This window comes from Pedobacter sp. 05L430 (genome assembly GCF_056397585.1).
The window spans coordinates 25,693-40,274 of the sequence record NZ_JBFTNT010000044.1; the positions used below are offsets into that span (position 1 = coordinate 25,693).

Consider the following 14,582-nt stretch of genomic DNA (forward strand, 5'->3'; position numbering starts at 1 on the left):
GTCCATATCACAAAACTAAATTTAAAGTATCGGCACAAACCCGTGTTAATGGATTTGAACTGGACTATAAATCGTAACGAGAATTGGTTGTTGTGTGGAACAAGCGGAAGTGGCAAAACATCATTAGCTAAAGCTATGGCCGGTATAGGCCATAGCTACAGTAATATTGAAATCAACTTTAATCCTCAAAGCAGTTTACCTGCTATCGCCTATTATGTGGCCAATTGGTTTCAATTTAAAGACTTGGAAGGCCAGTCTAATTTCTATTATCAGCAGCGTTACAATAAGCAATCAACAGAAACTACAGCCACAGTAAAAGCTGAATTGGAAAGTTTCGGCAAAAAACATTCACTTTCAATTCATGAAGTAGATAGGGTTCTAGCCGCACTAGGGTTTTCGGAATTAAAAGACTCCACACTTATCCAGTTATCCAGCGGAGAACATAAAAAATTACAATTKGTTAAGGCCTTATGGTTAAAACCGCAGTTGTTAATACTTGATCTTCCTTACAACGGACTGGATGTACTTTCCCGTAAAAACTTAAACGCTTTACTTGAAGAAATTTCTGAAGCAGGAACACAGTTGATCTTAATCAGCAACGAAGCCGAGCTACCTGGCTGCATCAATCGCATTGCGACAATTGAGGAAGGCAAATTAGTCGAAATTTCTGCTGATGAACGTACCTGGAATGATATAGAAGCGTCTGATAAACCTGTTCCTACATTTTTGAGTGAATCGGTTGTAAATGCTTCATCTGCAGAGATCATTAGAATGATCAATGTAAATATCAGCTACGGCGAAAAACAGGTGTTAAAAAACATCAACTGGGAAGTTAAAGCGGGTGAAAAATGGGTGTTGCATGGCCATAACGGCTCTGGAAAATCAACTTTGTTAAGTTTAATCTGTGGCGATCATCCTCAGGCTTACGCCAATGATTTTCATTTATTTGGAAACAAAAGAGGAAGCGGAGAAAGCATCTGGGAGATTAAAGAACGAATTGGTTTAATATCACCAGAATTGCACTGGTATTTTGATCCTTCAGCAACTGTTTGGCAAAGTATTGTTTCTGGCTTTTATGATAGTTCAGGCTTATTTTGTGATCCGGGATATTCAAAAAAGGCTAAAACCKATGAATTAATTCATTATTTCGGCCTGGATGAATATAAAAATACCTTGATGAACGAACTTCCTCTTGGTAAACAAAGACTGGCATTATTGGCCCGTACCATTGTAAAAAACCCGGAGCTATTGATATTGGATGAACCTTGCCAGGGATTAGACCAGCAACAAACATTGCATTTTAACAAACTGGTAGATGAATTGTGCAAAAATGGTACAACATTGATTTATGTTGGTCATTTTGAATCACAGATACCGGGCTGTATTGAGAAAAGAATTTTATTAGAAAACGGTGAAGTAAAATCCGTCGAAACCTTATTAGAGAGCGTACTATGAAGAAGAATATCTTAGTAATACCCGGCGATGGCATCGGGCCTGAAGTAACCACATGGGGGAAAGCCATTTTAGAACAAATAGCCGAAGATTTTGGCCATGAGTTTACCTTTGACGAAGCTTTAATGGGTCATGCTGCTATTGAAGCAACAGGCAGCCCATTACCAGATGAGACCCTGGAAAAAGCCAAACAAAGTGATGCAATCCTCTTTGGAGCTGTAGGGCATGCCTTGTATGATAACGATCCTTCGCTTAAAGTACGCCCGGAGCAAGGTTTACTTAAGATCCGTAAAGAATTGGGTCTTTATGCCAACCTACGCCCTATTTTATTGTTTGATGAATTGTTAAATGCATCAAGCATTAAACCAAGTATACTAAAGGGTACAGATATTTTATTTTTCAGAGAGCTGACAGGCGACGTTTATTTCGGAGAGAAAACACTTTCTGAGGATAGAAATACCGCGTCGGATTTAATGATCTATCACCGATACGAAATAGAACGAATAGCACATAAAGCTTTTCAGGCTGCAATGCAGCGTAACAAAAGGTTATGTTCGGTAGATAAAGCTAACGTACTTGAAAGCTCCAGGTTATGGAGGGCAACCGTACAGGCTATCGCTAAAGAATACCCTGAGGTTGAAACCGAACATATGTTTATAGACAATGCCGCAATGCAACTGATCAAAGATCCTAAGCGCTTTGACGTAGTACTAACTGCCAACTTATTTGGTGATATCCTTACAGATGAAGCTTCGCAGATTGCAGGCTCAATGGGGATGTTAGCCTCGGCCTCAATTGGTGATGGTACTGGTTTCTTTGAACCAATTCATGGCTCTGCACATGATATCACCGGAAAAGACCTGGCCAACCCGCTGGCTTCTATCCTATCCGTAGCGTTAATGCTAGAAATAGGTTTTGGACTAAAAGAAGAAGCCAAAACAGTAGTTGCTGCAGTTGACAAAGTACTCAAAGAAGGCTTCAGAACTAATGACATTGCCGACGGCACCACAAATCCTTATAAAGTATTAGGTACTAAGGAAATGGGTAAACTCGTCTTAAAATATATTACACAAAAAACCTATACTAACTAAAAACGAAAATTATGTTACACGATCCAAATAGAGTTTATGTGTTTGACACCACGTTGCGTGATGGTGAACAAGTGCCGGGTTGCCAATTAACAACCCCAGAGAAAATAGAAATTGCCAAAGAATTGGAAGCGCTTGGCGTGKATATTATTGAAGCAGGTTTTCCGATTTCAAGTCCAGGTGATTTCCAAAGCGTTGTAGAGCTTTCTAAAGCGGTTTCTGAGCCGATCATTTGTGCWCTTACACGTGCAAATAAAGGTGATATTGATTCTGCTGTTGCTGCATTGAAATTTGCAAAACGTCCGAGGATCCATACTGGTATCGGCTCGTCTGATATGCACATCAAACATAAATTTAACAGTACAAGAGAAGATATTTTAGCACGTGCAGTTGAAGCCGTTAAATATGCCAAGCAATTTGTAGAGGATATTGAATTCTATGCAGAAGATGCTGGTCGCGCAGACGTACATTTTCTTGCCCAGATGGTAGAAGCAGTTATTGCAGCCGGTGCTACTGTAGTAAACATACCAGATACAAATGGTTATTGCTTACCAGATCAATACGGAAGCAAAATCAAATTTTTGAAAGAGAACGTAAAAAACATTGACAATGCCATTATATCTGTGCATTGCCATAATGATTTAGGTTTAGCTACCGCAAATTCAATTGCAGGCTTACAAAACGGTGCCCGTCAAATTGAAGGTACTATTAATGGTATCGGAGAACGTGCAGGTAACACCTCTATTGAAGAGGTCGTCATGATTTTAAAAACGCACCAGACATTAGGTTTGCATACCAATATCAACACTAAAAACTTTTATGAGTTGAGCCGTATGGTAAGTTCGCAAATGCGCATGCCGGTACAACCAAATAAAGCAATTGTTGGAAGCAATGCATTTGCACACAGCTCAGGTATCCACCAGGATGGTTTCTTAAAAAACCGCGAAAATTACGAAATTATACGCCCGGAAGATGTTGGTTTCCCTGATGCAAGTATTGTACTTACCGCACGCAGTGGCCGTCATGCTTTAAAGTTCCATTTGGAGCGCTTAGGCTTTAATTTAAATAAAGAAGAATTGGGCGAAGCCTACCATCGCTTCCTTACAGTGGCAGATAGTAAATTAGATATTAATGATGATGATCTTTTGTTAATGATGGACAAGCAACAATTAGCTTAACCTTTATCTCACAAAAAGAATTCATAATAAAAAAAGAAAAAAATGAGCAAAACATTATTTGATAAGGTGTGGGACACTCACGTGGTACGTAAAATAGAAGGTGGCSCCGATGTGCTTTTTATTGATCGCCACCTTATCCACGAAGTTACAAGCCCTGTTGCCTTTTTAGGTTTAAAAAGCAGAGGAATAAAAGTTTTATACCCTGAACGTACATTTGCTACGGCAGATCATAACACCCCAACAATTAACCAGCATTTGCCGGTTGCAGATCCGCTTTCGGCTAACCAGTTAAAGGCATTAGAGTCTAACTCTAATGAATATGGTATCAGCCACTGGGGACTAGGCCATCAAAAAAATGGTATCGTACACGTTGTAGGTCCTGAGTATGGAATCACACAACCTGGTGCTACTATTGTTTGTGGCGATTCACATACATCTACGCATGGTGCTTTTGGTGCTATCGCTTTTGGCATTGGTACTTCTGAAGTAGAAATGGTACTTTCTACACAGTGCATTATGCAGCCAAAACCTAAAAAAATGCGCATCAATGTTAATGGTAAATTAGGTGTAGGTGTTACGCCTAAAGATGTTGCATTGTTCATCATCTCTCAGCTTACAACTTCTGGCGCAACCGGATATTTTGTTGAATATGCTGGTGATGTTTTTGAAAACATGACTATGGAAGGCCGTATGACGGTTTGTAACCTAAGTATTGAAATGGGCGCCCGTGGCGGTATGATCGCTCCTGATGAAACTACTATCAATTACGTAAAAGGTCGTGAGTTTAGCCCTAAAGGCGAAGCGTGGGATAGAGCATTAGCGTATTACAAAACGTTAAAAACTGATGCCGATGCTGTTTTTGATAAAGAATTGACTTTCGACGGTTCTTCAATTGAGCCAATGATCACATATGGTACAAACCCTGGAATGGGAATGGGAATTTCTCATGATATCCCTGACGCTGCTCACGCAGAAGGTGGTGCTGCAACCTATGCTAAATCATTAGGTTATATGGGCTTCTCTGAAGGCGAATCTATGATCGGTAAGAAAATAGATTTCGTTTTTGTTGGTAGCTGTACCAATGGACGTATCGAAGATTTCAGAGCATTTACTTCTATCGTAAAAGGCAGACATAAAGCTGACGATGTAACCGTTTGGTTGGTTCCGGGTTCTCATATTGTTGAGGCTCAAATCAAAGAAGAAGGCTTACTGGATATTTTAACCGAAGCTGGCTTTGAATTACGCCAACCTGGTTGTTCTGCATGTTTAGCTATGAACGACGATAAGATACCTGCTGGAAAATATGCGGTAAGTACCTCGAACAGAAATTTTGAAGGAAGACAAGGTCCTGGTTCAAGAACCATGTTAGCCAGTCCGCTAGTTGCTGCAGCTGCAGCTGTTACCGGCGTGGTTACAGACCCAAGAACATTAATTGAAGAACTTGTCTAAACACACTTAAAAGATTAAAATGGCCTACGATAAATTTAATATACTAAAAAGCACCGCGGTTCCACTTCCAATAGAAAATGTGGATACCGATCAGTTAATTCCTGCACGCTTTTTAAAAGCTACAGAACGCGTTGGGTTTGGCGACAACCTTTTCCGCGACTGGAGATATAACCCAGATAATACACCAAAAAAAGACTTTGTATTAAACAACCCTGTTTACAGTGGTAAAATACTTGTTGGTGGTAAAAACTTTGGTTCAGGCTCATCAAGAGAGCATGCTGCCTGGGCGGTTTATGATTATGGATTCAGATGTGTAGTATCAAGCTTTTTTGCTGATATCTTCAGAAACAACTGCCTAAACATTGGTGTATTACCAGTTCAGGTTAGTCCCGAGTTTTCTGAAAAGATCTTTGCTGCAATTTTTGCTGATCCTAATACAGAACTGGAAGTAAACTTACCKGAACAAACCATTACGCTTTTAGCAACAGGTGAAAAAGAGAAATTCGAAATCAGTTCGTATAAAAAAGACAATATGCTGAATGGTTTTGATGACATCGACTACCTGCAAAGCATAAAACCGGAAATCGAAGAGTTTGCGTTGCAGCTTCCTCTTTAAGAAATTACCCGTCATCCTGAGCTATTGCCTGTCGTGAGACTAAGCATTAAAAAAAGTAATGATGACAAATAATCGTCATGCTATAGCACACCTATAGCACCCCTCGTCATCTCGACGATGACGGATAATTAGTATAAAAAAAGTAAGACCCGATACATGGAAAGAAGGAAAATAGAGATAATGGATACTACACTCCGCGATGGAGAACAAACATCGGGTGTGTCTTTTTCCATTTCAGAAAAGTTAACCATAGCCCAGTTATTATTGGAAGAACTCCATGTTGACCGGGCTGAAATTGCTTCTGCACGTGTATCTGACGGAGAGTTTCAGGCAGTAAAAGCAGTTTTAAATTGGGCGGAAGCAAACGGATATGCAGATCGTATAGAAGTATTATCTTTTGTAGACAACGGTGTTTCTATCGACTGGATGTTAAAAGCAGGTGTTAAAGTTCAGAACCTGCTCACCAAAGGTTCTCTAAACCATTTAACGCACCAGCTTAAAAAAACACCAGAACAACATTTTGCAGAAATTAAGCATGTTATTGATCTGGCAATTGCCAACAACATCGCCACCAATGTTTATTTAGAAGATTGGAGTAATGGCATGCGTAACTCTCCKGAGTATGTGCTTCAATATTTAGATTTTCTGACTACACAGCCCATAAAAAGAATATTATTACCGGATACACTGGGCATTTTAACACCTGGCGAAACCTTTAAATTTATTACTGAGCTTAAATCAAAATATCCGGATACCCATTTCGATTTCCACGCACATAACGATTATGACCTTGGTACAGCCAATGTTTTAGAATCTGTAAAAGCTGGAATAAGTGGTTTGCATTTAACAGTAAACGGGATGGGCGAAAGAGCAGGAAATGCAGCAATGGCTAGTGCTATTGCCGTAATTAATGATTTTGCGCCTGAGGTTGAAGTACAACTTAGAGAATCTTCGATTTATAAAGTTAGCAAGCTGGTTGAAACATTTTCGGGTGTTAGGATCCCTTCGAACAAACCGATTGTTGGCGATAATGTATTTACCCAAACAGCCGGAATTCATGCTGATGGGGACAATAAAAATAACCTGTACTTTAACGATCTCCTACCTGAACGTTTCGGCAGAAAACGCAGTTATGCATTAGGAAAAACTTCCGGCAAAGCCAATATTGAAAAAAACCTGCAAGAATTAGGCTTAAAACTAAACGATGCCGACCTGAAGAAAGTTACTCAAAGAGTTATTGAATTAGGCGACAAAAAAGAAACCGTAACCAAAGAAGATCTTCCTTACATCATTTCGGACGTGTTGGACAGCAGCCTTTATGAAGAAAAGGTTATTGTAGAATCGTATGTATTGATGAATGCAATGGGCTTACGTCCATCTGCTACTATCTCTGTAGTAATTGAAGGGGAAAAGTTCGAAGAGAATGCGCAAGGCGATGGTCAGTTTGATGCGTTTATGAATGCATTAACAAGGGTTTATGCAAAAAAAGAAAGGAGCTTACCAAAGCTGATTGATTATGCTGTAAGGATAGCGCCCGGAAGTAATTCTGACGCTTTATGTGAAACAATTATTACCTGGGAAACCGAACAGAAAGTATTTATAACCAGAGGCCTTGATTCAGATCAGACAGTGTGTGCGATTAAAGCTACCCAGAAAATGTTGAACATTATTTAAAGGTAAATTAGCATCACAAATCAAAACTGGTTATAATTAAAGAAATATTAAAAAACACAACTAAAAATATATGAAACTTAATATCGCTCTTTTAGCGGGAGACGGAATTGGACCTGAGGTTATTGATCAGGCAGTTAAAGTATCAAATGCCGTAGCACAAAAATTTAATCACGAAATTGTATGGACTTCTGCCCTAACCGGCACTGCTGCAATTGATGCTGTTGGCGAACCTTACCCAGATGCAACACACGATATCTGTATGGCAGCTGATGCTGTTTTGTTTGGCGCTATTGGTCATCCACGTTACGACAATGATCCAAAAGCTACCGTTCGTCCGGAACAAGGACTTCTAAAAATGCGTAAAAAACTGGGCTTATTTGCAAACGTACGCCCAACATTTACTTTCCCATCTTTAATCGATAACTCTCCATTAAAAAGAGAGCGTATAGAAGGTACAGATCTTATTATCCTTCGTGAGTTAACAGGTGGTATTTATTTTGGCGAAAGAGGTAGAAAAGACGATGGTAACACAGCTTTCGATACTTGTACCTATACCAGAGTAGAGGTTCAGCGCCTTGCTAAATTAGGCTTTGAAATGGCGATGGCCCGTGGTAAAAGACTTTGCTGCGTAGATAAAGCAAACGTATTGGAAACATCACGTTTGTGGAGAGAAACCGTACAGGACATGGAAAAAGATTTTCCTGAGGTTACGGTAAGCTACGAATTTGTTGATGCAGTTGCGATGCGTTTGGTGCAATGGCCAAATTCATATGATGTATTGATCACAGAAAACCTATTTGGTGATATTTTAACTGACGAAGCATCTGTAATTTCTGGCTCTATGGGTCTTATGCCATCTGCTTCAATTGGTGTTCATACGTCTTTATTTGAGCCAATTCACGGTTCTTACCCTCAGGCTGCCGGTAAAGACATTGCCAATCCTTTGGCAACCGTATTGTCTGCCGCAATGATGTTTGAAGATGCTTTCGGATTAAAAGAAGAAGCAGAATTGATCAGATCAGTAGTAAACAAATCTCTTGCAGAAGGAATTGTAACTGAAGACCTATCTGGAAAAAATAAAGCATACAAAACCAGCGAAGTTGGTGATTGGTTGGCTAAAAACATATAACAGCTAACCACTTTTTCCTTATCAATTAATTAAAACACTCGTCATCCTGAATTTATTTCAGGATCCCGCAAATCGCATTCGCAACTTCTAAAGGGGGATCCTGAAATAAATTCAGGATGACGAGCGTTAAATGCTATAGCCCCTTATATATTTCAGAACATGACAGAGAATCCTGTTAAATTAGACTCAAAGGCTGCGTCACAGCGGTTAGCAGATGTTGTAAAACATACCCCACTCATTTACAATTCCAAGTTATCTGAAAAATACGACTGCGAAATATATCTGAAACGTGAGGACCTCCAAATCGTGCGATCGTACAAATTACGCGGTGCTTACAATATGATCAGTCAGCTAACGCCAGAAGAATTGAGCAGAGGGGTTGTTTGCGCAAGTGCTGGTAATCATGCTCAGGGGGTTGCTTTCTCTTGCGATAAGCTGGGTACAAAAGGTGTAATTTTTATGCCTGAAATTACGCCTAGACAAAAAGTAAAACAAACAGAAATGTTTGGGAACGGCAGCGTAGAGCTTGTTTTAGTTGGAGATACTTTTGATGATTGCCTTATGGAGGCGCTGGCCTATACTAAGGAGCACAACATGACTTTTATTCCACCGTTTGATAATTACAGCATTATTGAAGGTCAGGGTACTGTTGGTGTAGAGATATTCGAAGATCTGCCGGGCGTTGAGGTGGTAATTATGCCAATCGGCGGTGGTGGTCTTGCTGCAGGTGTAGGAAGCTATTTAAAAAACGAAAATCCAAATATACAGTTGATAGGTGTTGAGCCTGAAGGCGCCCCGTCTATGTTAAAAGCATTTGAGCATGGTGGCCCCATAACATTACCTGAAATAAACCGTTTTGTTGATGGAGCGTCGGTAAAGCGTGTAGGTAACTTAACTTACGACCTTTGCACAAAGGTGCTAGACAATATGTTACTGGTTGCAGAAGGAAAGATTTGCACCACCATATTAAAACTTTATAATGAGGATGCTATTGTTGTAGAACCTGCAGGTGCATTATCTGTTGCTATTCTGGATGCTTGCAAGGATAAAATAAAAGGAAAAACTGTAGTTTGTGTGGTGAGCGGTGGCAATAACGACATCGAGCGCATGCAGGAAATTAAAGAGAAATCTTTACTTTATGAAGGACTTAAACATTACTTCATTGTCCGTTTTCCGCAAAGGCCAGGAGCACTTAAGCTTTTTGTGAACAATGTGCTTGGTCCGCATGATGACATTACCCGCTTTGAATTCATTAAAAAAACCAATAAGGAAAATGGCCCTGCTTTGGTTGGWATTGAGCTTACAGATCGCACAGATTATGATGCTTTGGTGCAAAGAATGAAGGAATTTAAGTTTGAAATTATAGAGCTTAACAACGACAAAACACTATTTGAATATTTGGTTTAATTCGGCAGTAAATAACAATATTCTGCATAACATTTTAATTACAGAATAAGCAAACACAGTGCTTTAATTTTTATGGCAATAAATTTGCTTGATTAATTTCAAAACACACAAATCACATGAAAAAGCTATTATTTTTAATCCTATGTACCACCACGCTAGGCTTGGTGTCGTGCAAAAAAGACACCATTATAAATGAAACGCCGAACAGGACTTTCATTTATACGATCCAGCCAAACTCCTGGACTTTAAATTCGGCTAAGGACACGTACACAACTATTTTAGATATCAATGAAATTGATGGGGTAACAATGGATGATGAGGGTATTTTGATTTACATAACAGATCCAAATAACCCCAATGTTCAACGTCAATTGCCTTTTGTATATAATCTGGATACATATAGCTATGAATTTAAAACAGGAGAGATTAAAATCCACATTCAAAGTCCTGATGCCCAAGACACTGAACCTTTTGCCCCAACAAAACCAATTACAGCAAAAGTGATTATCATTCCTTCAACTTTCCAACCGTAAACACAGTCGGAATAGCTTCAGGATAAAGATTAAAAATCAATTATATTCTAAAAACCAGCCCTTATCAAGCGCTGGTTTTTTCGTATCAAAAAAGTTACCATCCACATATACTAGCGCCTTAATTAAGTTCAAACTATATTATCTATATTAGAGATAACAACCAAATAATAAACGACTTCTAGAACTTTAGAAGATATTTAATGGCCTAAATCATCCCGATATGCCTAAATATTACTTTAAAAGACTTGAGTACCTGAACGCGCTCATACCAAAAAGAATCATTGATCCATTTAAGGGATCAACTGAAAATTCTAATGCCATTAGGCGACACCCGCCTACGCCCCAAGAAATTTTAAGAACTCATCCCATGCCGTAATATTTTAACGACTCTCACCGTCGTGCAATTCATTTAATCTAGCCATCCCCTATTAAAATGAACACAAACGTTAACGCTTCCTCCACCCCTAGTAAGATTGCGATGCTAAAAGGTTTTATTGACAATAATAAAACCCTGACAACAATCTTATTCTTAATTTCTATAAGCTTATTGGTTTATTTTCCTGTGCTTTCGCATAAATTCCAGATGCGTTGGGACGACCAATGGGTTGTAGTTAATGCCTACACAGAAGATGGCTTAACACGAAGCAACTTATGGGCAATACTGACCGAGTTTTACAATGGTCAATACGCTCCGGCGAATCAGCTGTCTTACACATTACTTTATTCTGCATTTGGATATAATCCCTTCTGGTTCCATCTCCTAGGAGTTATTATACATATAAGTAATGTAATTCTGGTTTATCTTTTTATCAAAAAGCTTCTAAACCTTTCTAAAGGCTTTAAAACAGAATCTGTAACCCGKATCGCATTTCTTACCGCCATAATCATGGCAGTACATCCATTTCTTGTGGAATCTGTCGCCTGGTTATCCGCCTCTAAAATTCTCATTTATAGCTTCTTCTATTTAATCGCTATTCACATTTACCTAAACTACCTCGTTTCTAAAAAGATAGGCCATTATTTATTGGTCGTTTTGTTTTTCATTTTGTCATTTGCCGGGAAGGAACAGGCAGTTACTCTTCCGGTTTGTCTTTTATTAATAGATTATGCGGTAAAAAGAGATTTCAGAAGCAAATGGCTATGGTTTGAGAAGCTACCTTTATTTATTATTGCTTTCATTTTTGGATATATTACCTTACTTTCTCAAAGTGCAGACAAGGCCGGTTTGCTCTCCGAGGCGCCACGCTACCCATTTTACCAGAACATCATATTTGCCAGCTATTCTGTTACCGAATACCTTGTAAAATGTCTAATCCCAGTTAAATTAAGCTACTTATATGTGTTTCCAAATGCCATAGGCAGAGAAGTTCCCATGCGTTTCTGGATGTACCCGGCAATGCTATTAATTATATGTGTTTCGTTTTGGGGTTTCTGGAAAAAGCATTGGGTCTTTTTTGGAATCAGTTTTTTCATTGTCCATCTTGGGGTTTGTCTGCATGTCATCCCGATTTCCAGATTCGCGATAGTTGCCGACAGGTACGTATACGTAGCCTCAATAGGGATCTTTTTCCTTATGGCCTACTTCGTGGATAAGGCCCTAAACAATTTAAAATACAAAAACTTAACAATTATGCTCACTTTCTTGTATGTGCTCTCCATAGGCATTTATGCCCATCAACATAGTAAGATCTGGCATGACAGTGACAAGCTAAAACAAGAGCTGAAAGAGTTGCTTAAAAAAAGAAATGACTTCCAGAAACACAAGGCTAACAAATGAAACTAACTTTTATTAACATAGATTTCGTCATCCTTATTCCACCTTTAATCAGGGTCGAATTATTTCTGTTGCAACATTGGTGACCCCGTTGCGGGGTCTTATAAATGCAATCGAATCATTAAAAATTAACCTAATTATAATTTGTTAAAATTAAAAAACATGAAAAAAACACTTAAAATAGTAGGAGTTCTGGCTGTTGTGATCACATTGGTTTGTAATCTCCAATATGCATTCTTTGATTATGACGTAACAAACAACTCAGGAGCAGCGAATGCTGCATGGACCGATGCGAACGGTACTATGTATTGCGGAACCACAGGCAATACAAGTTACAGAACGGGTACATGGGTTTGGCAAAATGACAATTACTACAAAGTTGTTGAAGGCTGGTATGGTTACGACTATGGTTATTATGAATTTTTCCCAAACAATTCGGGAACTCAATGCGGTATAGGATACAATCCTTACAGACCTCATAATAACTATCATGATGTTACCAATATCGTACCTAGCTGGCCTGAATACTAAATTTAAAATCCGCCACCTTAAACAGGTGGCGGATTATTCAATATTTACTCAAAATCAAATATCTCATCAATGAAGTACTATCTACTTTTCCCTTTATTAATTCTACTTATTTCATGCTCACAGGAGAAAAAGAAAGAGAAATTCGATTTCCCTGTAACGAAGATTAAGATCAACCCTGCAGAGAACAAAAAAGCCTTCATTGAGGATATTGCTGATAGTGTTTATTATGTAACCCTAGAAGCCGAAAAGGACTTTTCTATTAAACATATTTCAAACTTTTTTGTAACAGATAGTCTTATCATTATCGCCGACCGATCGCAAAGTACTATTTTTCTTTTCGATCAAAATGGTAAGCCTAAAATCAAGATAAATCACGTGGGTGATAAACCTGACGAGTATGCGAATTTAACAGACATATTTTATGATGAATACAGCCATCGGATAGAACTTTTAGATCTGAGCTTAAACAAAATTTTTAGGTATGATCTTGATGGAAAACCGGCAGGTGTTCTGGATATTGTAGGCTCCAGGTACTTCGGTTTAACATTTGCAAAAACCAAAGATGTCTATGTAAGTGAGATTCTTAACAATAATAAGGATTTAAGAAGGCTTAGGCTTTATAAGGAAGGAGATGGAATGCTTACCTACCATTCTCAGGAACTTTTCTTCCCTCGCCTAATTAAAGAGCGGGATCTGGGTTTTCCCCATCAGTTTGATATCTACAAGGATTCCGTTTACTATTACCCGCTACTTGACGATAAAATCTATACCGTTGGCATTGATCAGGTAAAACCCGTATATCAAATCGAGGTTCCCGAAGAAAATAAAATAGGATTCGATATTAATTCTGCTAAACCGGCAAAAGATCATTTTGACTACTGGAAAAAAATGGAATCAGCTAAAATAATGTACGACAATAACTCGCTTTTTGTTACCGATAAATGGGTCTCTTTCAGATATAATTTTGGCTCAAGAACTGATCCTAGAAATGCCTTTTTTTCGAAGAAGGCAGGTAAAACACTTCAATTTGTTGAATTAAATAGTAAAAAGGATCCCAACTTCCGTTCAGGTAATAAAATTGCAGGCAAACTTGGTGACTACTTTATAACAATGGTGCCTTTTGAAAATGCAACAAAATCTCAGACAAAATCAGGTGAAGATAAGGATATTGTCTTTAAACTGATGTATTTTAGATTGAAGGAGTTATAACATCAAAATGTATTACTGAATCGCACACTAAAGAATGGTAACCTTTCCAAGATATTGACTGTTACTTCTATTTTTCCGATCTTCTGATACAAAAGCCAGGTAAACATGAACCTCCCGGCCGGAAAAATTCTTTGTCAGTGTAAATGTCCCTTTCTTAAATAACCTCTTAGTGGCCGAAGTATCAAATTCAGCCACTCCATTTTCTATGTCATACACTAAAAACATTGCCCTGTCATCATAAACATACCTGCCTCCATCCCAGCTAAAAGTTAAAGTATTAGTGCTTTCTGAAACTGCGCCTGCTGTTATAGCCGGATCAAGTTTACCAAAACTTACTAAAGCTAATGCGGGCTCAATCACAAAGCTTGGGTATTCACCCCTAACTGCATTTTTAGATATGTAAGACTTGGCCGCAACAAAACCTTCAAATTTAGGGGCATAATCCTTAAAGCCAACCCTTAAAAAATCGGTAAGCGGCTTCAACCAAAACTGAACATCTGCAAACTTCTCTCTATTTGCCAATTCGGCTGGGGATGGGGGTC

Annotated in this window: 13 protein-coding genes; 12 read left to right on the forward strand and 1 reads right to left on the reverse strand. The window is 38.7% G+C overall.

Translation table 11 applies throughout. The annotated features are described in order from the left end of the window. Nucleotides 1-48 precede the first annotated feature (48 nt). From AC1DG9_RS09565 to AC1DG9_RS09620, 12 genes are all read left to right on the forward strand, one after another. Nucleotides 49-1,455, forward strand: a complete 1,407-nt coding sequence (locus tag AC1DG9_RS09565; protein ID WP_477634554.1) for an ATP-binding cassette domain-containing protein — start codon at nucleotides 49-51, stop codon at nucleotides 1,453-1,455. Then, a complete protein-coding gene (gene leuB / locus AC1DG9_RS09570; RefSeq protein WP_172660949.1) occupies nucleotides 1,452-2,543 on the forward strand; it encodes a 3-isopropylmalate dehydrogenase in 1,092 nt (363 codons plus the stop codon). The genes AC1DG9_RS09565 and leuB (AC1DG9_RS09570) overlap by 4 nt, the downstream gene beginning before the upstream one ends. An 11-nt stretch (nucleotides 2,544-2,554) precedes the next feature. Further along, complete coding sequence (locus AC1DG9_RS09575) at nucleotides 2,555-3,718, forward strand: 2-isopropylmalate synthase (protein ID WP_477634555.1); 1,164 nt, start codon at nucleotides 2,555-2,557, stop codon at nucleotides 3,716-3,718. 42 nt (nucleotides 3,719-3,760) lie between these two features. After that, nucleotides 3,761-5,167 (forward strand): 3-isopropylmalate dehydratase large subunit, encoded by a 1,407-nt coding sequence (gene leuC / locus AC1DG9_RS09580; RefSeq protein WP_477634556.1) that lies wholly within the window; start codon nucleotides 3,761-3,763, stop codon nucleotides 5,165-5,167. Between the two features lie 19 nt (nucleotides 5,168-5,186). Then, complete coding sequence (leuD, locus tag AC1DG9_RS09585) at nucleotides 5,187-5,783, forward strand: 3-isopropylmalate dehydratase small subunit (protein WP_172660950.1); 597 nt, start codon at nucleotides 5,187-5,189, stop codon at nucleotides 5,781-5,783. A gap of 156 nt (nucleotides 5,784-5,939) precedes the next feature. Further along, nucleotides 5,940-7,457 carry an alpha-isopropylmalate synthase regulatory domain-containing protein gene (locus AC1DG9_RS09590; RefSeq protein WP_172660951.1) on the forward strand — a complete coding sequence of 506 codons (1,518 nt, stop codon included), beginning with the start codon at nucleotides 5,940-5,942 and terminating at the stop codon, nucleotides 7,455-7,457. Nucleotides 7,458-7,527: 70 nt separating this feature from the next. Then, nucleotides 7,528-8,586, forward strand: coding sequence for a 3-isopropylmalate dehydrogenase (gene leuB / locus AC1DG9_RS09595; RefSeq protein ID WP_337715846.1), 1,059 nt, complete (start codon nucleotides 7,528-7,530; stop codon nucleotides 8,584-8,586). A gap of 159 nt (nucleotides 8,587-8,745) precedes the next feature. Next, complete coding sequence (ilvA, locus tag AC1DG9_RS09600) at nucleotides 8,746-9,993, forward strand: threonine ammonia-lyase IlvA (RefSeq protein WP_172660953.1); 1,248 nt, start codon at nucleotides 8,746-8,748, stop codon at nucleotides 9,991-9,993. Nucleotides 9,994-10,109: 116 nt separating this feature from the next. Further along, entirely contained in the window at nucleotides 10,110-10,526 is a 417-nt protein-coding gene (locus tag AC1DG9_RS09605; protein ID WP_288879650.1) for a hypothetical protein, read from the forward strand. 433 nt (nucleotides 10,527-10,959) lie between these two features. Beyond that, on the forward strand, nucleotides 10,960-12,303 hold the full coding sequence (locus tag AC1DG9_RS09610) for a hypothetical protein (protein WP_288879649.1): 1,344 nt from the start codon (nucleotides 10,960-10,962) through the stop codon (nucleotides 12,301-12,303). Nucleotides 12,304-12,462: 159 nt separating this feature from the next. Continuing rightward, complete coding sequence (locus AC1DG9_RS09615) at nucleotides 12,463-12,831, forward strand: hypothetical protein (protein WP_172660958.1); 369 nt, start codon at nucleotides 12,463-12,465, stop codon at nucleotides 12,829-12,831. Nucleotides 12,832-12,900: 69 nt separating this feature from the next. Continuing rightward, the gene (locus AC1DG9_RS09620) at nucleotides 12,901-14,040 is read left to right on the forward strand and encodes a 6-bladed beta-propeller (protein ID WP_477634557.1); all 1,140 of its coding nucleotides are present in this window, start codon (nucleotides 12,901-12,903) and stop codon (nucleotides 14,038-14,040) included. Nucleotides 14,041-14,067: 27 nt separating this feature from the next. Here the strand turns inward: AC1DG9_RS09620 and AC1DG9_RS09625 are convergent. Continuing rightward, nucleotides 14,068-14,582: DUF6266 family protein (locus tag AC1DG9_RS09625; RefSeq protein WP_477634558.1), on the reverse strand; the 515-nt coding region annotated here is incomplete at its 5' end.

What these genes read in the sequence shown, in the direction of transcription:
- AC1DG9_RS09615 (WP_172660958.1), top strand. Translation starts at nt 12,463, where the DNA reads ATGAAAAAAACACTTAAAATAGTAGGAGTTCTGGCTGTTGTGATCACA.
- leuB (WP_172660949.1), top strand. Translation starts at nt 1,452, where the DNA reads ATGAAGAAGAATATCTTAGTAATACCCGGCGATGGCATCGGGCCTGAA.
- leuB (WP_337715846.1), top strand. Translation starts at nt 7,528, where the DNA reads ATGAAACTTAATATCGCTCTTTTAGCGGGAGACGGAATTGGACCTGAG.
- AC1DG9_RS09620 (WP_477634557.1), top strand. Translation starts at nt 12,901, where the DNA reads ATGAAGTACTATCTACTTTTCCCTTTATTAATTCTACTTATTTCATGC.
- AC1DG9_RS09605 (WP_288879650.1), top strand. Translation starts at nt 10,110, where the DNA reads ATGAAAAAGCTATTATTTTTAATCCTATGTACCACCACGCTAGGCTTG.